Source organism: Actinomycetospora succinea (genome assembly GCF_004363095.1).
GTDB classification, from domain to species: domain Bacteria; phylum Actinomycetota; class Actinomycetes; order Mycobacteriales; family Pseudonocardiaceae; genus Actinomycetospora; species Actinomycetospora succinea.
The window spans coordinates 18,125-39,422 of sequence record NZ_SNYO01000001.1 but is presented as its reverse complement, the minus strand read 5'-3'; the positions used below and the strand labels follow the sequence as shown (position 1 = coordinate 39,422).

General features: G+C 74.3%; 20 protein-coding genes. 14 read left to right on the top strand and 6 right to left on the bottom strand.

The genetic code is table 11. The annotated features are described in order from the left end of the window. Window positions 1–11: 11 nt before the first annotated feature. Entirely contained in the window at window positions 12–491 is a 480-nt protein-coding gene (locus tag EV188_RS00190; protein WP_133824250.1) for a DUF4396 domain-containing protein, read from the bottom strand. Between the two features lie 106 nt (window positions 492–597). On the opposite strand from EV188_RS00190, the gene EV188_RS00185 reads away from it, so the two are divergent. Both EV188_RS00185 and EV188_RS00180 read left to right on the top strand, forming a co-directional pair. Then, the gene (locus EV188_RS00185; RefSeq protein WP_133824249.1) at window positions 598–1,227 is read left to right on the top strand and encodes a uracil-DNA glycosylase family protein; all 630 of its coding nucleotides are present in this window, start codon (window positions 598–600) and stop codon (window positions 1,225–1,227) included. Window positions 1,228–1,299: 72 nt separating this feature from the next. Further along, window positions 1,300–1,899, top strand: coding sequence for an NADPH-dependent FMN reductase (locus EV188_RS00180; protein WP_133824248.1), 600 nt, complete (start codon window positions 1,300–1,302; stop codon window positions 1,897–1,899). Between the two features lie 51 nt (window positions 1,900–1,950). On the opposite strand, the gene EV188_RS00175 is transcribed toward EV188_RS00180, so the two are convergent. Next, window positions 1,951–5,202, bottom strand: coding sequence for an acetyl-CoA carboxylase family protein (locus EV188_RS00175; RefSeq protein WP_133824247.1), 3,252 nt, complete (start codon window positions 5,200–5,202; stop codon window positions 1,951–1,953). Window positions 5,203–5,231: 29 nt separating this feature from the next. Here EV188_RS00175 and EV188_RS00170 point away from each other — a divergent pair, with 29 nt between their 5' ends. Together EV188_RS00170 and EV188_RS00165 are read left to right on the top strand one after the other, a co-directional pair. Further along, complete coding sequence (locus EV188_RS00170) at window positions 5,232–6,368, top strand: thiolase family protein (RefSeq protein WP_133824246.1); 1,137 nt, start codon at window positions 5,232–5,234, stop codon at window positions 6,366–6,368. Beyond that, a complete protein-coding gene (locus EV188_RS00165; protein WP_133824245.1) occupies window positions 6,365–6,652 on the top strand; it encodes a Zn-ribbon domain-containing OB-fold protein in 288 nt (95 codons plus the stop codon). Before EV188_RS00170 ends, EV188_RS00165 begins: the two co-directional genes overlap by 4 nt. A 302-nt stretch (window positions 6,653–6,954) precedes the next feature. Here the strand turns inward: EV188_RS00165 and EV188_RS00160 are convergent, their stop codons facing one another. After that, a complete protein-coding gene (locus EV188_RS00160) occupies window positions 6,955–7,854 on the bottom strand; it encodes a LysR family transcriptional regulator (RefSeq protein ID WP_133824244.1) in 900 nt (299 codons plus the stop codon). Window positions 7,855–7,933: 79 nt separating this feature from the next. On the opposite strand from EV188_RS00160, the gene EV188_RS00155 reads away from it, so the two are divergent. The 10 genes from EV188_RS00155 to EV188_RS00110 all read left to right on the top strand — a co-directional run bounded on the left by EV188_RS00155 (window position 7,934) and on the right by EV188_RS00110 (window position 17,765). Further along, window positions 7,934–8,929, top strand: coding sequence for a substrate-binding domain-containing protein (locus tag EV188_RS00155; protein WP_243741370.1), 996 nt, complete (start codon window positions 7,934–7,936; stop codon window positions 8,927–8,929). Between the two features lie 71 nt (window positions 8,930–9,000). Further along, on the top strand, window positions 9,001–9,912 hold the full coding sequence (locus EV188_RS00150) for a fumarylacetoacetate hydrolase family protein (RefSeq protein WP_133824243.1): 912 nt from the start codon (window positions 9,001–9,003) through the stop codon (window positions 9,910–9,912). A gap of 19 nt (window positions 9,913–9,931) precedes the next feature. Next, window positions 9,932–10,888, top strand: coding sequence for a cyclase family protein (locus tag EV188_RS00145; RefSeq protein WP_133824242.1), 957 nt, complete (start codon window positions 9,932–9,934; stop codon window positions 10,886–10,888). A gap of 9 nt (window positions 10,889–10,897) precedes the next feature. Further along, on the top strand, window positions 10,898–12,019 hold the full coding sequence (locus EV188_RS00140; RefSeq protein ID WP_133824241.1) for a 3-hydroxyacyl-CoA dehydrogenase family protein: 1,122 nt from the start codon (window positions 10,898–10,900) through the stop codon (window positions 12,017–12,019). A gap of 15 nt (window positions 12,020–12,034) precedes the next feature. Then, a complete protein-coding gene (locus EV188_RS00135) occupies window positions 12,035–12,505 on the top strand; it encodes a nuclear transport factor 2 family protein (protein WP_133824240.1) in 471 nt (156 codons plus the stop codon). After that, window positions 12,502–13,107, top strand: a complete 606-nt coding sequence (locus EV188_RS00130) for a TetR/AcrR family transcriptional regulator (RefSeq protein ID WP_133824239.1) — start codon at window positions 12,502–12,504, stop codon at window positions 13,105–13,107. The genes EV188_RS00135 and EV188_RS00130 overlap by 4 nt, the downstream gene beginning before the upstream one ends. 56 nt (window positions 13,108–13,163) lie before the next feature. Beyond that, complete coding sequence (locus tag EV188_RS00125; RefSeq protein ID WP_133824238.1) at window positions 13,164–13,916, top strand: enoyl-CoA hydratase/isomerase family protein; 753 nt, start codon at window positions 13,164–13,166, stop codon at window positions 13,914–13,916. An 83-nt stretch (window positions 13,917–13,999) separates the two neighbouring features. Then, the gene (locus tag EV188_RS00120) at window positions 14,000–16,447 is read left to right on the top strand and encodes a xanthine dehydrogenase family protein molybdopterin-binding subunit (protein WP_133824237.1); all 2,448 of its coding nucleotides are present in this window, start codon (window positions 14,000–14,002) and stop codon (window positions 16,445–16,447) included. After that, complete coding sequence (locus EV188_RS00115; RefSeq protein WP_133824236.1) at window positions 16,444–17,259, top strand: FAD binding domain-containing protein; 816 nt, start codon at window positions 16,444–16,446, stop codon at window positions 17,257–17,259. The genes EV188_RS00120 and EV188_RS00115 overlap by 4 nt, the downstream gene beginning before the upstream one ends. Continuing rightward, entirely contained in the window at window positions 17,256–17,765 is a 510-nt protein-coding gene (locus tag EV188_RS00110; RefSeq protein WP_133824235.1) for a (2Fe-2S)-binding protein, read from the top strand. Before EV188_RS00115 ends, EV188_RS00110 begins: the two co-directional genes overlap by 4 nt. On the opposite strand, the gene EV188_RS00105 is transcribed toward EV188_RS00110, so the two are convergent. The 3 genes from EV188_RS00105 to EV188_RS00095 all read right to left on the bottom strand — a co-directional run bounded on the left by EV188_RS00105 (window position 17,753) and on the right by EV188_RS00095 (window position 21,062). After that, window positions 17,753–19,195 (bottom strand): dihydrolipoyl dehydrogenase family protein, encoded by a 1,443-nt coding sequence (locus EV188_RS00105; protein ID WP_208113923.1) that lies wholly within the window; start codon window positions 19,193–19,195, stop codon window positions 17,753–17,755. The genes EV188_RS00110 and EV188_RS00105 overlap by 13 nt on opposite strands. A gap of 150 nt (window positions 19,196–19,345) precedes the next feature. Beyond that, entirely contained in the window at window positions 19,346–20,299 is a 954-nt protein-coding gene (locus EV188_RS00100; protein ID WP_133824234.1) for an N-acetylmuramoyl-L-alanine amidase family protein, read from the bottom strand. A 166-nt stretch (window positions 20,300–20,465) separates the two neighbouring features. Further along, the gene (locus EV188_RS00095; RefSeq protein WP_133824233.1) at window positions 20,466–21,062 is read right to left on the bottom strand and encodes a TMEM165/GDT1 family protein; all 597 of its coding nucleotides are present in this window, start codon (window positions 21,060–21,062) and stop codon (window positions 20,466–20,468) included. Between the last annotated feature and the right edge of the window lie 236 nt (window positions 21,063–21,298).

The window sequence follows — 21,298 nt, the reverse complement described above, 5'->3', positions numbered from 1 at the left end:
GTCAGCCCGCGTCAGCCCGCGTGGTGGTAGGCGTGCACCACCGCGTGGCCCCGCCCGCGCCCGATCATCCAGCGGTTGACCGGCACGGTGACGACGAACGCGATCGCCAGCGAGACCGCGAGCGAGCCCCAGAACAGGACGCTGGACAGGCCCGCGTCCATGGCACCGGGGATGCCGACCATCAGCCCGTTGTCGACGATCTCCATGACGGCGATCGACACGGTGTCCGCGGCGAGCGCCACGCGCAGGGCCTGCCGGAACCCGACCCCGGCGCGCAGCACGCCGCGCATGGTCAGGGCGTAGCCGAACACGAAGGCCAGCGCCACGGACAGCGCGACGGTGGCCGCCCCGTGCAACCCGAGCGCCGTGCCGACGACCATGCCGAGCACCTCGCCGATCGCACACCCGGTGAGGCAGTGCAGCGTGGCCTGCGCGGCGACCGGCCAGGGCACGGACGCCCAGCCGCGGGTCCCGCTCGTCGAGTGGTCCATGGCTCGCAAGATACCCCCAGGGGGTATGAGGTCAAGGGCGGATGGGCGCCCCGATCCCCGGGCTGGGAGGCTTGACGGATCCCGTCGTCGACGGTCAGGAGACCGCGTGCAGAAAGACGCCAACGCCGACTGGGTGCACGTGCGGATGAAGATGATGGACTTCAAGGCGCCGCACGCCGCACCCCTGATCGCCTACGCCGACGAGGTCGCCGAGGCCCTGGAGCTCGGACCCGGCGGCATCCCGTACCCCGACCCGGTCCACGGCGGCACGGGGGCCGAGGTGCTGTTCCTGTTCTCGCACCCCGGCGACCAGGCGATCCGCGACCGCGGCGGCTCCGGGCTGCTCTCGCTCGAGAACAAGGACGTCGCCTCGCGCAACTGCCTCGACGAGTGCGTGCGCATCGGGCTCGACGTCGACCGGGTCACCCTATGGAACGCGGTCCCCCAGCCGCTCCCGAAGGGGAAGAACCCGGGCGTCGAGGACCTCCGCGGCGGTGCCCGCTGGCTGCCCGGCCTCCTCGACCTGCTCCCGAAGGTGCAGGTGGTCGCCCTGCTCAGCCGCAACGCCGAGACGACGTGGGACGCGGCGCTCCCGAACCCCTCGCTCGACCACTTCGACCCGGTGCGCGGCCCGGGACCCGGTCAGCAGGGCACGGCCACCCGCGGCGCGCGCCAGCGGCTCACCGACGTCTTCGACGAGATCGCCAAGCGCCTGGACACCACCCCGCCGACGTAGGTCACCGGGCGCCGCGGGGCGGCGAGGAGGATGATGGTTGTACCGACAACCATTCGGAAGGACGTCGCACCCATGACGCAGGCCGACCGTCGCCCCCTGCTGCAGATCATCGTCGCGAGCACCCGCCCCGGGCGCGTCGGCGAGCCGATCGCGCGCTGGTTCGCCGAGTACGCCCGGGAGCACGGCGCGTTCGACGTCGAGATCGTCGACCTCGCCGAGGTCGACCTGCCGATGTTCGCCGAGCCCCACCACCCGCGCCTCGCCACGTACACGCTCGACTCGACGAAGGCGTTCAGCGCGACGATCGCCCGCGCCGACGCGTTCGCGATCGTCCACCCCGAGTACAACCACAGCTACAACGCCGCACTGAAGAACGCCCTCGACCACCTCAATCAGGAGTGGGCGGACAAGCCCGTCGCACTGATCGGGTACGGCGGCGTCGCCGCGGGGGCCCGGGCCGCCGAGGCGCTCCTGCCGGTGCTGGTCGCCCTGGGCATGTCGCCGGTGCGGGCCACCGTGCCGATCCCGTTCGCGATGAAGAACATCTCCGGCGAGGGTGAGGACCGCACGTTCAGCCCGGCCGCCGAGACCGAGGCGGGCGGCAAGGCGGCCCTCGACGGCATCGGCGCGTGGCTCGACGTGCTGGGGCTGAATGGCGCGCGCGCCACGTGAGTGATCTGGGTCGCCCTGGCGACCCAGATCACTCACGTGGGCGGCAGCCCCTCACCAGGTGTCGATGTTCGGCCGGGTCGGCTCCGGCTGCGCGCCGACCGCGCGCGGCACGAACGACGCGGTGATCCAGCGGCGGGTGTCGGCGGGGTCGATGACGTCGTCGATCTCGTACACGCCGGCGACGGCGAGCGCCTTGCCCTTCTCGTACTCGGCGGCGACGTAGCGCTCGAAGAGTGCCTCGCGCTCGTCCGGGTCCTCCACGGCCTCGAGCTCCTTGCGGTAGCCGAGGCGCACGGCGCCCTCGAGGCCCATGCCGCCGAACTCCCCGGTCGGCCAGGAGACGGCGAACGCCGGCGCCTTGAGGCTGCCGCCCATCATCGCCTGCGCGCCGAGGCCGTAGCATTTGCGTGTCACGATCAGCCCGAGCGGCACCGAGAGGTTGCCGCCGACCGAGAACATGCGGCTGAAGTGGCGCACGGTCGCGTGGGTCTCGGACTCGGTGCCCACCATGAAGCCCGGGGTGTCGCACAGCGAGACGATCGGCAGGCCGAAGGCGTCGCAGAGCTGGAGGAACCGGGCCGCCTTGTCGGCGGCGTCGTGGTCGATGGCGCCGCCGAGGTGGGCCGGGTTGTTGGCGATCAGCCCCATCGGCCGGCCCTCGACGCGCACGAGCGCGGTGACGATCCCCGGCGCGAAGTCCCGGCGCAGCTCCAGCACCGACCCGACGTCCGCGAGGCCCTCGACGACCGCGCGGACGTCGTAGACGCGCACCCGGTTCTCGGGCACGACGTGGCGCAGCAGGCGCTGGTCGGGCGCCTCCCAGTCGGCCACCGGGCCCTGGAAGTACGACAGGTACTGCCGCGCGACCCGCGTGGCCTCCTCCTCGTCGGCGACCAGGATGTCGACCACCCCGTTGGCGACCTGCACGTCCATCGGACCGACGTCGTCGGGCGCGACGACGCCGAGCCCGCCGCCCTCGATCATCGCCGGCCCGCCCATGCCGAGGCTGGCGCCCTCGACGGCGATGATCACGTCGCAGAGCCCGGCGAGCGCGGCGTTGCCCGCGAAGCAGCGCCCGGCCACGACCGACACCAGCGGCACCCGCGCCGAGAGCCGCGAGAAGATCTCGAAGGTCGGGACGTCGAGCATCGAGGCCCAGCTGCCGTCGGTGTCGCCGGGCCGCCCGCCCCCGCCCTCGGCGAAGACGACGAGCGGCCAGCGGCGCTCCGCGGCGATCTGGACCGCGCGGTCCTTCTTGCGGTGGTTGGTGAACCCCTGGGTGCCCGCGAGGACCGTGTAGTCGTAGACGAGCACGACGGCGTTCGCGTGCTCGGCGCCGACGAGGTCCGCGTTGATCGTCGCCGTGCCCGCGAGCATCCCGTCGGCGGGCGTGCGCTCGACGAGGTCCTCCAGCGAGCGCCGCGCCCGCTGCGCCGCGATCGCGAGCGGGCCGTACTCGACGAAGCTGTCGGTGTCGCAGAGCTGGGCGACGTTCTCCCGCGCGGTGCGCAGGCCGGTGCGGCGGCGCTTCTCCACGGCGGCCGGACGGCGCTCGTCGGTGCCGATCGCGTGGCGCTCGATGACCTCGGCGAGGTCGGGGCGGATGTGGTCGGGGTCGACGGTCGCGGCGTCCTCGGCGTGGTCGTCCGCGCCCTCGTCCGGCGCCACGACCAGCAGCGCGTCGCCGGCCGCGACGGTGTCGCCCGCCGCCACCGCGACCGTCCCGACGGTGCCCGAGGCCGGCGCGGCGACGACGTGCTCCATCTTCATCGCCTCCAGCACGAGCAGGGTCTGCCCGGCGCGCACGACGTCGCCCTCGGCGACCTCGACGCCGACGACGGTGCCCGGCGCGGTGGCGTGGACGGCGTCCTGGCCAGGGTCGGGTCGCCGGGTCGGCTCCGTGGGCGCCTCCTCGGCCGCGACGAACCGGTGCGGGCGCACGGCGGCGAGGATCGCGGCGCGGTGGTCGTCGAGGAAGTCGGTGGTCAGCGCGCCCGCGGCGAAGGCGGGATGGGAGACGATGCCGGCGAGGACGTCGACGTTCGTCCCGACGCCCGCGATGTTGACCTCGGAGAGCGCGCGGGCGGTCCGTGCGGCGACGACAGCGAGGTCGGCGTCGGGGTCCGAGACGATCAGCTTCGCGAGCAGCGGGTCGTAGCGCAGGCTCGTCCGGAGGCCGACGTGGCCGGCGCCGTCAACGCGGATGCCGCGGCCGGAGGGCAGCTCGTAGGCGGTGAGGGTGCCGGCGGTCGGGGTGGTGGTGCCGTCGGGCCCGGTGTCCTCGAGGGTGATGCGCGCCTGGATCGCGGTGCCGCGCGGGGCCGGCGGGTCGTCGAGCCCGAGGTCGGCGAGCGTCGCGCCGGCCGCGAGGCGGAACTGCGCGCGGACGAGGTCGACGCCGGTGACCTCCTCGGTGATCGTGTGCTCGACCTGGAGGCGCGGGTTGACCTCGATGAACGCGAAGCGGTCACCGCTGACGAGGAACTCGACGGTGCCGAGGCCCCGGTAGCGCACCGACGCGCCGAGCCGCACCGCCGCCGCGTGGAGCCCGGCGCGCACGTCCGCGTCGAGCCCCGGTGCGGGTGCCACCTCGACGACCTTCTGGTGGCGGCGCTGCACCGAGCAGTCGCGCTCGCCGAGCTGGACGACCGCGCCGGTGCCGTCGCCGACGATCTGGACCTCGACGTGCCGGGCGGGAGCGAGCAGCTCCTCGGCGTAGACGCGGTCGTCGCCGAACGCAGCGCCCGCCTCGGAGGCGCAGCGGGCCAGGGCGTCGTCGAGCGCCGCGGGGTCGGTGACCCGGCGCATGCCGCGCCCGCCCCCGCCCGCGACCGCCTTGACCATCACCGCGCCGGTCTTCTCGAGCAGGCCCGCCGCCCCGTCGCGGTCGGCCGCGGCGAGCACCGGCAGCCCGGCGGCCTCGGCGAGCGCGCGGGCGCGGGTCTTGTCGCCGAGGTCGCCCAGCACCTCCGGCGACGGCCCGACGAACACGATGCCGCGCCCGGCGCACGCCCGCGCGAACGCCGGGCTCTCGCTGAGGAAGCCGTAGCCGGGGTGGATCGCGTCCGCGCCGACCTCGGCCGCGGCGCGGAGCACGTCCTCGGCGTCGAGGTACGCGGCGACGCCCGAGCCCGCGAGCGCCACCGCGGCGTCGGCCTTGGCGACGTGCGGGGCGTCGGGCTCGTCGGTCGCGTGGACCGCGACCGACGCGATCCCGAGGTCGGCGGCCGCCCGGGCGACGCGGACGGCGATCTCGCCCCGGTTCGCGATGAGGACGCGCGAGAACACCTGGTCCGTGGACATCGTCGCCAGTGTCGGTGACAGTGGCGCGAATGGCGATCTCCGTGGCGCACGTCGCCGGGGTCGCCGTGACCCCGTTCGGCCGGCAGCCGGGGCGCACCGCGCTCGACTGGCAGGCCACGGCGGCGGTCGCGGCGCTCGCCGACGCCGGGCTGGTCGCGCCCGAGATCGACGCCGTGATCTGCGGCTACGCCACGACCGCGGGGCACCTCATGCCCGCCGACCTGCTCGCGGAGCGGCTCGGGGCCCGTCCGGCGATCGCGCACGGCACGAGCGCGGGCGGGGCGACGGGGCTGGTCATTCTCGCGCAGGCGGCGCGACTCGTGCGGGCGGGCGACGCCCGGGCCGTGCTCGTCGTCGGCGGGGAGGACCGGGCGAGCGGGCAGAGCGGCGAGACGTCCACCCGCACGCTGGCGCAGGTGGGGCACGCGGAGCTCGAGGTGCCGCTGGGCGGGACCGTCCCGGCGTACTACGCGCTGCTGGCATCGGCGCACCTCGCGGCCCGTGGGCTCTCCCCCGCCGATCTCGCCCCGCTCGCCGTCCAGATGCGCGCGCACGCGGCGACGACCCCGGGCGCGCACCTGGCGAAGCCGATCACCGTCGACGACGTCCTCGCCTCCCGTCCGATCGCCGAGCCCCTGCGTCTGCTCGACTGCTGCCCGGTCTCCGACGGCGGCGCGGCGGTCGTGGTGACCGCGGCACCGGCGGCCGTGGCGGTCACCGGCGTCGGCGAGGCGCACCGCCACCAGCACCTCACCGAGGCCGACCTCGCCGACCTCGGGGCGCTGAGGTCGGCCGACACGGCGTTCGGGCAGGCGGGCCGGTCGGTGGGCGACGTCGACGTCGCCGGGGTCTACGACAGCTTCACGGTCACGCTCGCGATGCTGCTCGAGGAGATCGGGTTCTGTGCGCCGGGCACGGCGGGCACCGACGCCGCGGCCGGCCGGTTCGCCCGCGACGGCGCGCTGCCGCTCAACACCCACGGCGGGCTGCTGTCGTACGGGCACTGCGGGGTCGGCGGCGGGATGGCGCACCTCGTGGAGGTCGTGACGCAGCTGCGCGGGGCGGCGGGCGCGCGGCAGGTCCCCGGCGCGCCGCGCGTCGGGTTCGTGCACGGCGACGGCGGCGTCATGTCGGCACACGCGAGCGCGGTGCTGGAGGTCGCATGACCCTCGCCTACGACGAGTGCCCCTCCTGCGGCCGGCGCTGGACGCTGCCGCGGACGGGATGCCCGTCGTGCGGGGCGGAGCCGCGCCGGTGTGCCTCGGCGGGGCTCGGGACGGTGGCCGCCGTCAGCGTCGTGCACCCGTCGTCGGGTGACCCGTACGTGCTGGTGCTCGTCGACCTCGACGACGGCGTGCGGGCGATGGGGCGCGGTGCGCCCGGGCTCGCCGTGGGGCACCGGGTGCGCGCCCGGCCCGACGCCGGGATCCCGACGTTCCGGGCGGACTGACCTCGGGGTCGGGCAGGACGGCGAGGAGCCGCGGGCGGTAGGTGTACCAGCCTCGGCTGACCCACCACCCGGCCCCGACGGCCCGCCACACCAGGCCCGCGGGCAGGACGGCGACACAACGAATGCTCATCTGACCCCCGAGTATGCCGACTTCGGCGCACTGCCTACCGCCCGCACGTCCGCGGTGTGGGGACGGACACCCGCACGGGCGATGTCGGGCGGGTGACGGTCGGGTGCGCGCTCGGGTGCCCGAGGCCCGTCTTCACCGAGCGAAGGTGCCCTTCGCTCGGACGGCGGCCCGTCTATCCGGGCGACGGTGCCCTTCGCTCCGATACCTCGGACGCGGCGTCGGTGAGGACCGCCGCCAGCGCCCGGGCCGCCGGTGAGAGCTCGCGGTGCAGCAGCCCGATCGGCGGGTGGCGCAGCGCCGGGCGGACCCGGTGCACCGTCGCCGACCCGGTCACCGTCGACGCCGCCAGCAGCGCCACCCCCAGCCCCGCCGCGACGAGCGCCTGCACCTCGCCCGGCGTCGACACCTCGAACGGCACGTGCGCCCGGAACCCGGCGTCGTCGGCGGCATCGTCGAGCACCTGGCGCAGGCCGCTGTCGGGCGGCAGGCAGACGAAGGGGTCGTCGCGCAGGTCCGCGAGGGCGATCGACCGGGACCGCGCGCGCCGATGACCGGGCGGGGTGAGCAGGACCAGCTCGTCGTCGAGCAGCGGGGTCGCGGTGCGGTCGCGCGTGCGGTACTCGTCGTGGATCGGGCCGAGGACGAGGTCGACGGCGCCCGCGTCGAGGTCGGCGAGCAGCCCCGCAGTGATCCCGCCGCGCAGCGTCAGGTGGACGCCGGGATGGCGCGCGGCGAAGGCGGCGAGGACGGCCGCGAGGTCGAGGCCCGCGAGCACCGGGGAGGCGCCGAGGACCACGCGACCGCGGAGCACGGCGGCGAGGTCGGCGGCCTCGTCGCGGGCGGCGTCGAGCTCGCCCAGCACCCGCCGGGCGCGGACCAGGAACAGCTCGCCCGCCTCGGTGAGCCCCACCCGCCGGGTCGTGCGCGCGAGGAGCCGCACGCCCAGCTCGTCCTCGAGCCGCCGGACCTGCGCGGAGATCGCGGGCTGGGCGACGTGCAGCGCCCCGGCGGCCCGGCTGAACCCGCCGTACCGGACGACGGCGTCGAAGTACACGAGCTGACGCAGCTCCACGCCATTCATCGTGCAGCGCTATCAATGACCGCTCAAGCCTGTCTTGGACTTCTCGATCCGGCGGGCCGACGGTGGAGCCATGGCACCGATCACCCTCTCCGTCGCCTCGGCCCGCTACGACCACATGCGCGCCCTGTTCGACGGCACCGTCACCTTCGACGGGGTCGACGCGACCCTGCACAGCGCCGACCTCGTCTCCGACATCTTCGACCGCATGGTCCGCGAGCAGGCCTTCGACGTCGCCGAGCTCGGCCTGACGTTCTACCTGCGCACCCTCGACCTGCCCGACCCGCCGTTCGTGGCGCTGCCCGTCTTCCCCGCTCGCCACTTCCGGCACTCGGCGATCTGGGTCAGCACCGCGAGCGGCATCGAGAAGCCCCAGGACCTCGCGGGCCGCACCGTCGGCGAGTTCGCGGTCTACGGCACCGATCCGGGCGTGTGGCTCAAGGGCATTCTCGCCGAGGAGCACGGCGTCACACCGGACCGGTGCCGCTGGGTCGTCGGGGGCGTGGACGCGCCGATGCCGCCCTTCGACTTCGTCCCGTTCCGGCACCCGTCGGCCGTCGACGTGAGCGCCGCCGACGGGCCGCTCGGCCCGATGCTCGAGGCCGGCGAGATCGACGCGCTGATCTCCGCGCACCCGCCGCGCTGCGTCCTCGACGGCTCACCGCGCGTCGCCCCGCTGTTTCCCGACACCGCCCGGGTCGAGCAGGACTGGTACGCGCGCACCGGGATCCTCCCGATCATGCACACGGTCGTCGCGCGCCGGGAGCTCCTCGACGAGCACCCCGGCCTCGCCCGCACCCTGCTCGACGGCTTCACGGCCTCGCGCGACGCCGCGATCGCGCACTACGAGTTCCGCCGGGAGACCCAGCAGATCGACGTCATGGTGCCGTGGTTCGGCGACCTCTACGAGCGCGCCCGCGCGCTGATGCCGGCCGAATGGTGGCCCTACGGCGTCACCGGCAACCGGGCGACGCTCGAGGCGTTCCTGCGCCACTTCCACGACCAGGGCCTCTCCGACCGCCTGCGCGGCGTCGAGGAACTGTTCGTCCCGGAACTGCTCGACACCTGAGTCTTGACTCCCGGCCCGATCGCTCTAACCTACCGTCCAGACGGTTGGTACGAGGTCGAGGAGGACCCGGGATGCGGCTCGTGCGCTATACCCCCGCCACCGGCGGGCCGGTCACGATCGGGCTCCTGCGCGAGCGGGCGGTCGAGCCGGTCGCCCGGCCCGCCGGGGACGGTGACGCGGAGCTGCTGGCGATCGCGATGTCGCGCACGGAGCCCGCGGCGATCGGCGACGCGGTCGGCCTCGACGCGGTGCGGCTGCTGACGCCGCTGGCACGTCCGACGACGATCCGGGACTTCCTGACCTTCGAGCAGCACTACCGGAACTTCCTGCAGCGCAGCCGCGGGACCGACGAGGTGCCGGCCGAGTGGTTCCGGACGCCGGTCTTCTACTTCACGCACCCGAACAACATCTTCGGCGACGGGGACGAGATCCCGCGGCCCGACACCGACCAGCTCGACTACGAGCTCGAGGTCGCCGCGGTGCTCGGCGCCGACGGCCGCGACGTCACGCCCGAGCAGGCGCCCGACCTGATCGCCGGCTACACGCTCTTCAACGACTACTCCGCGCGCGACATCGCCGGCCCGGAGATGTCGCTGGGCCTCGGGGCGTCGAAGTGCAAGGACTTCGCCAACGTCATCGGCCCCTGCCTCGCGACGCCCGACGAGCTCGGCGGCACATCCGGGCGACCGGACACGACCCTGTCGGCGCGGGTCAACGGCAAGCCCCACGGCGGCGACCGACTGGCCTCGATGCACCACTCGTTCGCCGACATGATCGCTCACGCCTCGACGAACTCCTGGGTGCGTGCGGGCGACGTCCTCGGCTCGGGCACGTGCGCGACCGGCTGCCTCTTGGAGCTCTCGAGCCTGCACGGCGAGGACGCGTTCCCGTGGCTCGAGCCCGGCGACGTCGTCGAGCTCGAGGCCGAGGGCATCGGCACGTTGACCACCACCGTCGGGCCGCGGCCGGCCCGCCGGTCCTGACGAGCGGCGAGAGGTGATCATGGACGGCGACCGGTCGATCCTCGCGAAGTACATCGAGCAGTACTCGAACTGGGGCCGCTGGGGCGACGACGACCAGCTCGGCACGCTCAACTTCGTCGGGCCCGACGAGATCACCGCCGCGGCCGCACTGGTGCGCCAGGGCCGCACGGTGTCGTTGTCGCTGCCGTACGACCTGCGGGGTCCGCAGAACAGCCCGTTCCGCATCAACCCGCAGCTGTTCATGTCCGCGACCGGCGCCGACCACGTCGCGGGGCGCCAGGACGTGCTGCCCGGGGACTGGGGGCCGGCGCACGGGATCGGGTTCGCCGACGACTACGTCGTCATGCCCAACCAGGCCGGCACCCAGTGGGATGCGCTGGCGCACGTGTTCTACGAGGGCAGGATGTACAACGGCCGGTCGGCAGCCGAGGTCGACAGCAACGGCGCGGCCAGCAACGCGATCCAGAACTACACCGGCCGCATCGTCATGCGCGGGGTCCTGCTCGACGTCGCCCGCCACGTCGGCGTCGACTCCCTCGAGCCGGGCCGTCCGGTCACCGCCGACGAGCTCGACGCGACGGCCGCCGCGCAGGGCGTCGAGGTCCGTCGCGGCGACGCCGTGCTGGTGCGCACCGGGTTCCTCGGCGCGCGCCGGGACGACTGGGGCGGTTACGCCGGTGGCGACGCGCCGGGACTGTCGCTGCACACCGCGCCGTGGCTGTACGACCACGACGTCGCGGCCGTCGCCACCGACACCTGGGGCGTCGAGGTCCGACCCAACGAGATCGACCAGTTCCAGCCGCTGCACATCGTCGCGCTGACCTACATGGGCATGGCGATCGGCGAGATCTTCGACCTCGACCCGCTCGGCGAGGACTGCGCCCGCGACGGCGTGTACGAGTTCTTCTTCGTCGCCTCCCCGTTGCCGCTGACCGGGGCCGTCGGCTCGCCGGTCAGCGCGCTGGCGATCAAGTAGGGCCCGGGGATGACGACCTCCACCGACGTCCTCGCCGGGCACACCCCGCTGCCCGGCACCGAGGACTGGGAGCCCGCGCTGCGCCTGCGGGCCGGGATGCTCGCCGACGCCGTCGCCATGAGCCGCCGGGACCGGGTGGCGCCGGGGGTGCTCGACCTCGCCCTGCGCCACGGCGCCGGGCACCCGGTCGGGCCCTGCGCGGTGATCGACGACCTGCCCGCCGCGCGCCGGGCGTTCCTGACGGGTGACGCGGCGCTCGCGGATCCCGAGGCGACTCCGGACCCCGAGGTCGCAGGCTGGACCGGCGAGGTCGGCGTGCTCGGCACTGGGCTGATGGCCTCGGGCATCGTCGAGGTGATCTCGCGCAGCGGCCGGCCCGTCACCGTCCTCGGGCGCACGGAAGCCTCGCTCGACGGCCTCCGGACCCGGATCCGGGCGAGCACCGACCGGGCGGTGGCGAAGGGACGTCTCGACGCCGCGCACGCCACGGCGATCCACGACCGCATCCGGACCACGGTCGACGACGCCGACCTCGGGCGCGCCGAGGTGGTGATCGAGGCCGTCGCCGAGGACCTCGCCGTCAAGCAGGCCCTCGTCGGGCGGCTCGACGCGGCGCTGCCGGCGGGCACCCCGCTGGCGACCAACACCTCGTCCTACCGGGTCGCCGACGTGTGCGCGCCGGTCACCTCGGGCCGGCCCACGCTCGCGCTGCACTTCTTCAACCCCGCACCCGCGATGAAGCTGCTCGAGATCGCAGGGGCGGACCGGACGCTGGCCGCCACCGCGTCCGCCTGGGGCCGCGACCTCGGCAAGGTCGTGGTCGAGGCCGCCGACCGCCGGGGCTTCATCGTCAACCGGCTGCTCATCCCCTACCTGAACGACGCCGCACGCGCGGTCGCGGCCGGCGCCGACCCACGGGCCGTCGACGCCCTGATGACCGCCGACGCGAACCACCCGATGGGCCCGCTGGCGCTCATCGACCTCATCGGCCTCGACGTCACCGTGGCCGCCCTGGCGTCCATGGCCGAGGTCGAGCCCGACCCGCGTCTCGTGCCCGCCGAACCGCTCGTCGACCTGGTCGGCCGGGGCCGGCTGGGCCGCAAGAGCGCCGCCGGGTTCCACGAGTACTGATCACCGAGGACACCGATGGACCCCACCGACCTCATCACCCGCTACTACGACGGCTGCTCCGACGGTGACGTCGACGCACTGCTCACCACGCTGCACCCCGACGTCGTGCACTACTTCCTCGCGCCCAACCTCGGCTCGACGCCGGTGGCCGGGGCCGAGCACCTCGCCCGCTACTGGCGCAAGGTCACCCGGGTCATCGAGGCCCGCTGGGTGGTCGACCGGCTGGTCGCCGACGGGGACGAGGCGGTCATCGAGTGGACGATGTTCTGGCTCCCGACCGGCGCCCGGGAGCGCGTCGCGACCCGGGGGGCGGAGTGGTTCGTGCTGCGCGACGGACTGATCTCCGAGATCCGGTCGTACTACCAGCAGCACGAGGCCACCACGGAGCTGGACGCGTTCCCCTACGCTGCGCGGGGCTACTCGCTGCCCGGGCAGGAGTACAGCGCGCTGCACCGCCCCCCGTCCTCGGAGGGATCGTTCTCGTGACCCAGCGCCCCGCGACCCAGCGCATGGACGGCACCGCGCGCCGCGCGCAGATCCGTCGCGTCGCCGCCGAGCTCTTCGACGCCTCGGGCTATCGCGAGACCTCGATGGACGACATCGCGGGTGCGGTCGGGATCAAGAAGGCCTCGCTCTACTACTACTTCCCCGGCAAGGACCAGCTGCTCGTCGAGCTGCACGAGGAGATGATCGACCTGATCATCGCCCAGCAGCAGGAGCGGATCGACGCCGGCGGGCACACCAACCAGCAGATGCTGCTGGCGATCATGACGGACCTGATCAGGCTCCAGGAGACCCACCCGGGCCACCTGAAGATCTTCTTCGAGCACTTCCGCGAGCTCCCGCCGGACGTCCGCGCCTCGGTCCGCCAGAAACGTGATCAGTACCGGGACATGCTGGTCACCGTGCTCTCCGACGGCACCCGGGACGGCAGCTTCGGCGACATCGACGTCGACCTGACCGCCATGGCGGTGCTCGGGATGGCCAACTGGACCTACCAGTGGTTCCGGCCGGGCGGGCGACGCGGCGCGGCCGAGGTCGCCGAGTACTTCTGGTCGCAGATCCTCACCGGCATCGCGCCGGCCTGAGTCTCCTCTCCTCACCCACCCACCGACCGGGCCGCCGGTCGTCGCTGGAGGTACCCATGGGTTCGATCGACGTGTCCCGCGACGACGCCGTCGCGACCGTCACCATCAACCGCCCGGACCGGCTCAACGCCCTCGACGAGACGACCCGGATCGAGCTGGCCGACCACCTCGCCGCCCTGGCACGCGACCGCGACGTCGGGGCGATCGTGCTCACGGGCTCCGGGCGGGCGTTCTGCGTCGGCCAGGACCTGGCCGCCGTCGACGAGCTCGACGACGCCCACGACACCGTCGACCGCACCTACAACCCGCTGGTGCGCCTGCTCGCGGGCATGGACACCCCGGTCGTCGCGGCGGTCAACGGTGCCGCGGTCGGCGCGGGCATGGGCCTCGCGCTCGCGTGCGACGTCGTGCTCGTCGGACGCGGGGCGAGCATGTCTTGCGCGTTCGGGCGCATGGCGCTCGTCCCGGACAGCGGGGTGGCGTGGGCCCTCGCCCGCCAGGTCGGCCACGCCCGCGCGTTCGATCTCGCCCGCACCGGCCGCCGCGTCGACGCCGAGGAGGCCCTCGCGCTCGGTCTGGCGACGCGGGTCGTCGACGACGCCGAGCTCGCCGCGACGGCCGCGAGCGAGGCCGCCGCGCTGGCCGCCGGACCCACGACGTCGCTCGCCCTCACCAAGCGACTGCTCCGCGCGGCCGCGGACCTTCCCCTGGACGCCGTCCTCGACCGCGAGGCCCTCGGCCAGGGCGTCGCCGCCCAGCAGCACGAGCACGTCGCGCGCCGCACGGCGTTCCTCGAGAAGTCCTGGTGAGCGCTCTTGACAGCACATGACCCACACCACACTCTGACTCCCTACCGCCTGGACGGTAGGCAACGACGCCCGGGGAGCTCGCGATGACCACCACCCCCACGCCGCCGCACTCCCTGCGCACGGCGGCCGAGCCGGACACGGTCCCCGACCCGCCTCCGGGCGCCCCGGACCTGCACGAGACCGACGGTCACCAGCCGCTGCGCCGCGACGGGGACCTGCTGCTCACGGGCCGGGCCCGGTTCGTCGACGACATCGCGCCCCGCGGGCTGATGCACGCCGCGATCCTGCGCAGCCCGCACCCGCACGCGCTCATCCGCGGGGTGGACGCCACCCGGGCCCGGGAACGGGCGGACGTCGAGGTCGTGCTGACCGGCGCCGACGCCGTCGACCTCGCGACACCGCTGCCGCACTTCTTCGAGCCCTCGATCGTGGGGTGCAGGACTACCGAGTTCCGCTGCCTGGCCACCGACCGGGTGCGCTGGGTCGGCGAGCCGGTCGCCGCCGTCGTCGCCACCAGCCTCGCCGCGGCCGAGGCCGCGCTGGACGACATCGTCGTCGACTACGAGCCGCTGCCGGCCGTGCTCGACGCCGACGAGGCCCTGCGCGAGGACGCCCCCGTGCTCTTCGAGGAGTGGGGCGACAACCGCCTCGGGCTCTTCCCGTTCGCCGAGGGCGACGCGGCCGCGAAGATCGCCGCCGCGCCGCACGTCATCCGCGACGAGTTGCGGGTCGGGCGCCAGCACGTCGCGCCGATGGAGACCCGCGGCTACGTCGCGGAATGGGAGCCGGGCGGACGGCTCACGCTGTGGGCGTCGACCCAGAACCCACACCCGCTGCGGACCAACCTCGCGACGACCCTCGGGGTCCCCGAGGACCGCGTCCGCGTGGTCGCGACCCGCATGGGCGGGGGCTTCGGGCACAAGTTCAACGGCTACGGCGAGGAGCCGCTGGTCTGCCTGCTCTCGAGGCTCGCCGACGCGCCGGTGAAGTGGATCGAGACCCGCAAGGACTGCCTGCTCGTCGGTGCGCGCGAGTTCACCCACCGCTTCGAGGTCGGTTTCGACGACGACGGCGTCGTGCTCGGGCTGTCCGACAGGATCGTCGGCAACATCGGCTGCCTGGCCCCCTGGGGCGGGTGGAGCATGACGTTCCCGGCCGGGATGACGTTCCCCGGGCCGTACCGGATCGCCGACTACGCGATCGAGTCCGTGCCGGTCGTGACCAACAAGGCGCCCTGGAACGGGTTCCGCGGCTACGGCAAGGAACAGGCCGCGATGGCCCTCGAACGGATCATGGACCTCGTCGCCGAACACCGCGGGATCGACCCCGCCGAGGTGCGCAGGCGCAACTTCATCCCGCCCGAGGCCTTTCCGTTCTGGACCGCCGCCAAGCACCTCGACTCCGGCGAGTACGCGGCGGCGCTGGACAAGGCGCTGGCGCTCGCCGGCTACGACGCCCTGCGCGAGCGCCAGGCGGCCGCGCTGGCGCAGGGCCGCCACCTCGGCGTCGGGATCGGCTTCGAGCTCACGCCCGAGGGCGGCGACTTCGCCGGCAGCTTCGTGCGCGGCTTCGACACCTCCACCGTGCGCGTGCACCCCAGCGGTGCCGTGTCGGTGCTGACCGGCGTGACCAGCCCGGGCACCGGCAACGAGACCTCGATCGCCCACCTCGTCGCCCGCGAGTTCGGGATCGCGGTCGAGGCCGTCGGCGTCACCCAGGGCGACACCGACTCGTGCCCCTACGGCTTCGGCAACTTCACCAGCCGCAGCCTCGCCACCGGCGGCGCCGCGGCGGTGCTCGCGGCCCGTGAGCTGCGGGAACGGATGGCCGACGCCGCGTCCGCGCTGCTCGACGCCGACGCCGCCGACTTCGAGTTCCGCGACGGCGCCGTCGTCTCGCGCACCGCCCCGGAGACGTCCCTGACGTTCGCCGAGCTCGCCGAGACGATCTACCGGCGCGGGCTCGCGGCGCCCGGGCTCGACCAGCCGCTGCTCGAGGTCACCCGCATCGACCTGCCGCACAACTTCCACCACGTCCCCGACGACCAGGGGCGGTTCTCGGCCTATCCGAGCTTCCCGTACTCGGCGCACGTCGCCCTGGTCGAGGTCGACGCCGAGACCGGGGTCGTCGAGGTCCTCGAGTACTCGGCGATCGACGACTGCGGCGTGGTGATCAGCCCGGGGTTCGTCGCCGGCCAGCTCTACGGGGCGATCGCGCAGGGCATCGGCGGCGCGCTGTGGGAGGAGGTCCCCTACGACGAGGACGGCGCGCCCGCGGCCGAGACCTTCAAGCACTACCTCACGCCGCGCGCACCCGACCTGCCGTCGTTCCGGCTCGAGCACCAGCACACGCCCTCGCCGTTCACCCTGCTCGGCACCAAGGGCGCCGGTGAGAGCGGCGTCGGCGGCGCGATGGCCGCCCTGCTCAACGCCGTCAACGACGGCCTGCGCCCGCTCGGCGTGCACGCCCACCGGGTGCCGCTGACCCCGCCCGTCGTGCTCGACGCGATCGTCTCCGGAGGTGCCCCGTGATCCGCACCCATCTGCGCTACCACCGCCCGGACACCCCGGACGACGCCGCCGCACTGCTCGCCGAGCACCACGGCCGGGTCGCCGTTCTCGCCGGCGGGAGCCAGCTGCTGCCGCGCATGCACCGCGGCGAGGTCGACCTCGACCACGTCGTCGACCTGCGCGGCCTGGGTCTGCGTGCCATCGAGCGCACCGGCGGTCGCGTGCGCCTCGGCGCGATGGTCACCTATGACGACGCGCTCGCCTCGGCGCTGCTCGCCGAGGCCGTGCCGCTGCTCCCCCGGGTCGCGCGCGGGGTGACCGGCGGGCGCCAGCTCACCGGTCACGCCACGCTGGTCGGGGCGCTGTGCCATGCGTTCCCGGGCACCGACATGCCGGGCGCGCTGTCCGCGCTCGGCGCCACCGTCGAGCTGCACGGCCCCGACGGACCCCGCGAGTGCCCCGTCGACGAGTTCCTCCTCGGTGCGCAGTCGATCGACCGCCGTCCCGGCGAGTTCGTCGCCGCCGTGACCGTCGACGGCGTCGCGCGCAGCGGGTACTGCAAGGTCAAGCACGCCACCGGGTCGTGGCCGATCGCGACCGCGAGCGCGATCGAGGACGGCGATGCGCTGACGGTGACCCTCGGCGCCGTGCAGGCCCGGCCGCTGCGGATCGTCATCCCCGACCCCACCCGATCCGCCGTCGACGACGCGGTCGCCGCCGCCGTCACCGCGCCCTGGACCGATGTCCTCGCCCCCGGCGACTACCGCGCCCGCATCGCCCCGGTCGTCGCCCGGCGCGCCCTCACCGAACTCCGGGAAGGAGCACACGCATGACCGCCGTCGAGCCCGACGCCGCCCCCGAGCGCGACCTCGCGCTCACCGTCAACGGCCGCCGGAAGCGCGTCCGCATCGAGGACCGCCAGCTGCTCGTCGACGTGCTGCGCGACAACCTCGGCATGACCGGCACGCACATCGGCTGTGCCAACGGCGACTGCGGCGCCTGCACGGTGCGCATGGACGGGCAGATCACCAAGTCGTGCCTGGTGCTCGCGGCGTCCGCCGAGGGCGCCGACGTCACGACGATCGAGGGCTACTCGCCGCGCGGCACCCTCGACCACGTCCAACAGGCGTTCTGGGACCTCGACGCCTTCCAGTGCGGCTTCTGCCTGCCCGGGCACCTGTTCGCCGTGCGCGACCTGCTCGACCGCGACCCGGACCCCGGCGAGGACGACATCCGCGAGGCGCTGCGCGGCAACCTCTGCCGCTGCACCGGCTACGTCAACCTCGTCGCGGCGGCCGGGGAGGCGGCGCGGCGGGAGCGGGAGGATCAGAGCCCGTAGGTCTCGAGCAGGCGCAGCCAGACCTCGCTCATCGTCGGGAACGACGGCACGGCGTGCCAGAGCCGTTCCAGCGGGACCTCGCCGACCACGGCGATCGTCGCCGCGTGGACCATCTCCGCGACGTCCTGGCCGACGAAGGTCGCGCCGACGATGACGTTCCGGTCGGTGTCGACGACGATCGAGGCGAAGCCGTCGTACCCGTCGGCCTGCAGCGAGCCGCCCGCGACGCTGCCGATCTCGTAGGACACGGCGCGGACGGTCAGGCCGGCGTCGCGCGCCGCGGCATCGGTGTGCCCGACGGCGCCGATCTGCGGATCGGTGAAGATCACCTGCGGGACGGCGGTGTGCTCGGCGGTCGTGGCGTGGTGCGAGTAGCGGCCACCGAGCTCGGCGCCCTTCGACCGCGCGACGACCACGTCGCCGCAGATGCGCGCCTGGTACTTGCCCATGTGCGTCAGCTGGGCGCCGGTGCTCGCATCGCCGACGGCGTAGAGCCAGTCGCCCTGCACCGTCGTCGTGTCGTCGGCCGCGAGGTGCGTGCCGGGCTCGAGCCCGACGGTGTCGAGGCCGATGTCCGACGTCGCCGGCTTCCGCCCGGCGGCGACCAGCAGCTCGGCGGCCCGGACCTCGGTGCCGTCGTCGAGGGTCGCCACGACCCCTCCTCGGGTCGAGCTCCGCTCCGCTGCGTCTCCCGGGCCGCCCTCGCGGCGCACCGCGGTCATCGAGGTGGACAGGCGCACGTCGACGCCGGACGCAGTGAGCGAGGCGTGCAGGCGCCGGCCGGCCTCGGGCTCGGTGGTCGGGACGAGCCGGTCGGAGTGCTGGACGAGCGTCACGCGCGCGCCGAGCCCGCGGAACGCCGTCGCCATCTCCACGCCCACGACGCCGCCGCCGAGGATCACCAGGGAGTCGGGGACCTCCTTGGCCTGGGTCGCCTCCTGGTTCGTCCAGGCGTTGACGCCGTCCAGGCCGTCGACCGGTGGGTACACCGGCACCGAGCCCGTCGCGACGACGACGGACCGGGCGGCGACCGAGGTCGTGGTGCCGTCGTGGTGGGTCACCTCGACCGCGCGCTCGCTGGTGATCCGCCCGTGCCCGCGCAGCAGCGTGATGCCGGCGCCGGAGAGCCAGTCGGCCTGGCTCGAGTCGTCCTCGCCGGCGAACTCGTCGCGCCGTGCGAGCACCTTCGCGGCGTCCACCGTTCCGGACACGGCCTGGGCCACGCCGGGCATGCGCTGCGTCGCCGCGTACAGGTCGACGGGGCGGAGCAGCGCCTTCGACGGGATGCACGCGTAGTACGAGCACTCGCCGCCGACGAGCCGTGACTCGACGATCGCCGCGGACAGGCCCTGCTGGTGCGCCCGGTCGGCGACGTTCTCGCCGACCGGCCCGGCGCCGATCACCACGACGTCGACCTCGAGGTCGCTCATCGGTTCGTCTCCTCCTCGCGGGCGGTGCACGTCGGCAGCATCCTCCGGCCCCGGGGGCCGTCGGCGCCAACACTGACCGCGACGGTTACCCCCATCGGACCGGGTGCCCACACCCTCCCGGCGCCACGGGCGGGTGCGCCACCCGCACGGCTAGCGACGCTGGGCACCGTCCAGGTAATCGCCGACGCCCGTCGCGACCGCCTCCCCCAGCGCGTCGGTGCCGCCCGGGCCGGCGATCGCCGCGAGATCGTCGGGATTGGTGAGGAACAGCGGCTCGACCAGGGCGCCCGGCATCGCGCTCGGCTGGTCGATGTAGCCGGGGATGCGCGGCCCGAGCAGCACGAGGTGCCCGCCGCCGGACTCCGCGCCGGACGAGTCGTCGGCGATCCCGCGGTCGAGCGGCGTGTGGCCACCGGCGGTCAGCCGCGCGCGGATCGCGCCCTGCAGCGACTGCGCGAGCGCGCGGTTCTGCCGGGCGAAGGTTCGCTCGGGCTCGTAGAGCGTCTCGGTGCCGCCGACCTCCGCGTCGGCGAACGAGTTGAAGTGCACCGACACCAGCGCGTCGGCGCGGGCGACGTTGGCGCAGCGCACGCGGCCCAGCAGGTCGAGCTGGCTCGCGTCGGTGGTCAGCGCGCCGTCCTGCACCGCGCCGCGGGCGAGCGGGGTGCCGAGCGCGTCGGTGCTGCGGGTCAGCACGACGGTCGTCCCGCGGGCGCGCAGGCGCTCGGCGGCGGCCCGGGTGACCGCCAGCGTGAGGTCCTTCTCGCGGCGCACGTCGCCGTCAGCGGTGGTCCCCTCGCTGCCCGGGTCGGGGCCGCCGTGCCCCGCGTCGAGCGCGACGGTGGCCGCCGGGCCGGGGCCGCTCGGAGCCAGCCGCACGCACCCGCCCGCCGGGAACGCGGCCGGGTCGACGGCGACCGGATCGGGTGCGGGCGCGGCGGTCGCGCCCCCGCCCGGCCCGTCCGGGGTCGGCGCCTCCTGCGACACGACCCCGAGGACGAGCGACGCGGCGGCGAGGAGCCCGACGACCAGGACCTCGAGAACGCGGCGCCGCCCCTTCCGGACGGCCCGCTCGTCGGGGGTGAGAGTCTGGTGTCGCCCCACGGCTCACGCCCTCCAGGGGCGTGCCGTCACGCCGGCTCGTGTCCGTCTGCTCACGGCGCGTGAGGCTAGGGAGCGGCCGCCGGCGGGCCCGGCGAGCCTGAGAACCCCCGGCCGCGACGTGCGACCGGCGGCGCCCCGGACACGTCGAACGACATGCCCTCTCAGGTCACGCCCCGACGAACGCCTCGATGGCGAGCCAGCCGCCGAAGACGAAGAAGAGGACGGCCGCGCCGATCCGGATCGCCTTCTCCGGCAGGTTCCGCCCGAGCCAGCGGCCCACGACGATCGCGAGGCCGTCCGCCGCGACCATGCCGACCGTCGAGCCGACCCACACGCCCGTGACCCCGGCGGTGCCCGGGTACTGGGTGGCGAGGGTGATGGTGGCGAGCATCGTCTTGTCGCCGAGCTCGGCGAGGAAGAAGGAGATGGCGACCGCGATGAACGCCGACCGCGTGGTGGCGCTGCTCCTGTTCTTCTCCTCGTCGGTGAGCTTGTCACCGCGCAGCGTCCAGAAACCGAACACGACGAACGCGACGGCCGCGACCAGCGCGATCCAGAACGTCGGCAGCGTCGCCCCGAGCAGATAACCGACACCCACCGAGACGGCGTGCGTGACGGCGGTCGCGGCGGTGATCCCGAGCAGGACGGGCAGGGCGCGGAACCGCGTCGCGAACGTCAGCGCCATGAGCTGCGACTTGTCGCCCAGCTCGGCGACGAAGATGACGGCGAAGCTGATGGCGGTGGCGGCGAGGAAGCCGGTCACGGGGGTTCGTGCTCCTCTCGGTCGGCCGGACCGAGGGCGCACTCTTCGGCCCGACCCGCGTCAACCGGTCGTCGCCGAAGGTCTCGCTCGCCGCCGGGAGCCGGCGGCCGCCGTGGCCGGACGCCCGGGGCGTCAGTGTGTCGACCGCGGTGTTGGGAGCTACTCCCCTTCGCTGGTGTCGACATTAGCGAATGGCGCGCGGCATTTCCATCAATGGGTGACCGCACTCACGGAGT

What these genes read in the sequence shown, in the direction of transcription:
- EV188_RS00125 (WP_133824238.1), top strand. Translation starts at nt 13,164, where the DNA reads ATGGGTTCGATCGACGTGTCCCGCGACGACGCCGTCGCGACCGTCACC.
- EV188_RS00155 (WP_243741370.1), top strand. Translation starts at nt 7,934, where the DNA reads ATGGCACCGATCACCCTCTCCGTCGCCTCGGCCCGCTACGACCACATG.
- EV188_RS00175 (WP_133824247.1), bottom strand. Translation starts at nt 5,202, where the DNA reads ATGTCCACGGACCAGGTGTTCTCGCGCGTCCTCATCGCGAACCGGGGC.
- EV188_RS00165 (WP_133824245.1), top strand. Translation starts at nt 6,365, where the DNA reads ATGACCCTCGCCTACGACGAGTGCCCCTCCTGCGGCCGGCGCTGGACG.
- EV188_RS00180 (WP_133824248.1), top strand. Translation starts at nt 1,300, where the DNA reads ATGACGCAGGCCGACCGTCGCCCCCTGCTGCAGATCATCGTCGCGAGC.
- EV188_RS00110 (WP_133824235.1), top strand. Translation starts at nt 17,256, where the DNA reads ATGACCGCCGTCGAGCCCGACGCCGCCCCCGAGCGCGACCTCGCGCTC.
- EV188_RS00150 (WP_133824243.1), top strand. Translation starts at nt 9,001, where the DNA reads ATGCGGCTCGTGCGCTATACCCCCGCCACCGGCGGGCCGGTCACGATC.
- EV188_RS00140 (WP_133824241.1), top strand. Translation starts at nt 10,898, where the DNA reads ATGACGACCTCCACCGACGTCCTCGCCGGGCACACCCCGCTGCCCGGC.
- EV188_RS00190 (WP_133824250.1), bottom strand. Translation starts at nt 491, where the DNA reads ATGGACCACTCGACGAGCGGGACCCGCGGCTGGGCGTCCGTGCCCTGG.
- EV188_RS00135 (WP_133824240.1), top strand. Translation starts at nt 12,035, where the DNA reads ATGGACCCCACCGACCTCATCACCCGCTACTACGACGGCTGCTCCGAC.
- EV188_RS00145 (WP_133824242.1), top strand. Translation starts at nt 9,932, where the DNA reads ATGGACGGCGACCGGTCGATCCTCGCGAAGTACATCGAGCAGTACTCG.
- EV188_RS00105 (WP_208113923.1), bottom strand. Translation starts at nt 19,195, where the DNA reads ATGAGCGACCTCGAGGTCGACGTCGTGGTGATCGGCGCCGGGCCGGTC.
- EV188_RS00170 (WP_133824246.1), top strand. Translation starts at nt 5,232, where the DNA reads ATGGCGATCTCCGTGGCGCACGTCGCCGGGGTCGCCGTGACCCCGTTC.
- EV188_RS00120 (WP_133824237.1), top strand. Translation starts at nt 14,000, where the DNA reads ATGACCACCACCCCCACGCCGCCGCACTCCCTGCGCACGGCGGCCGAG.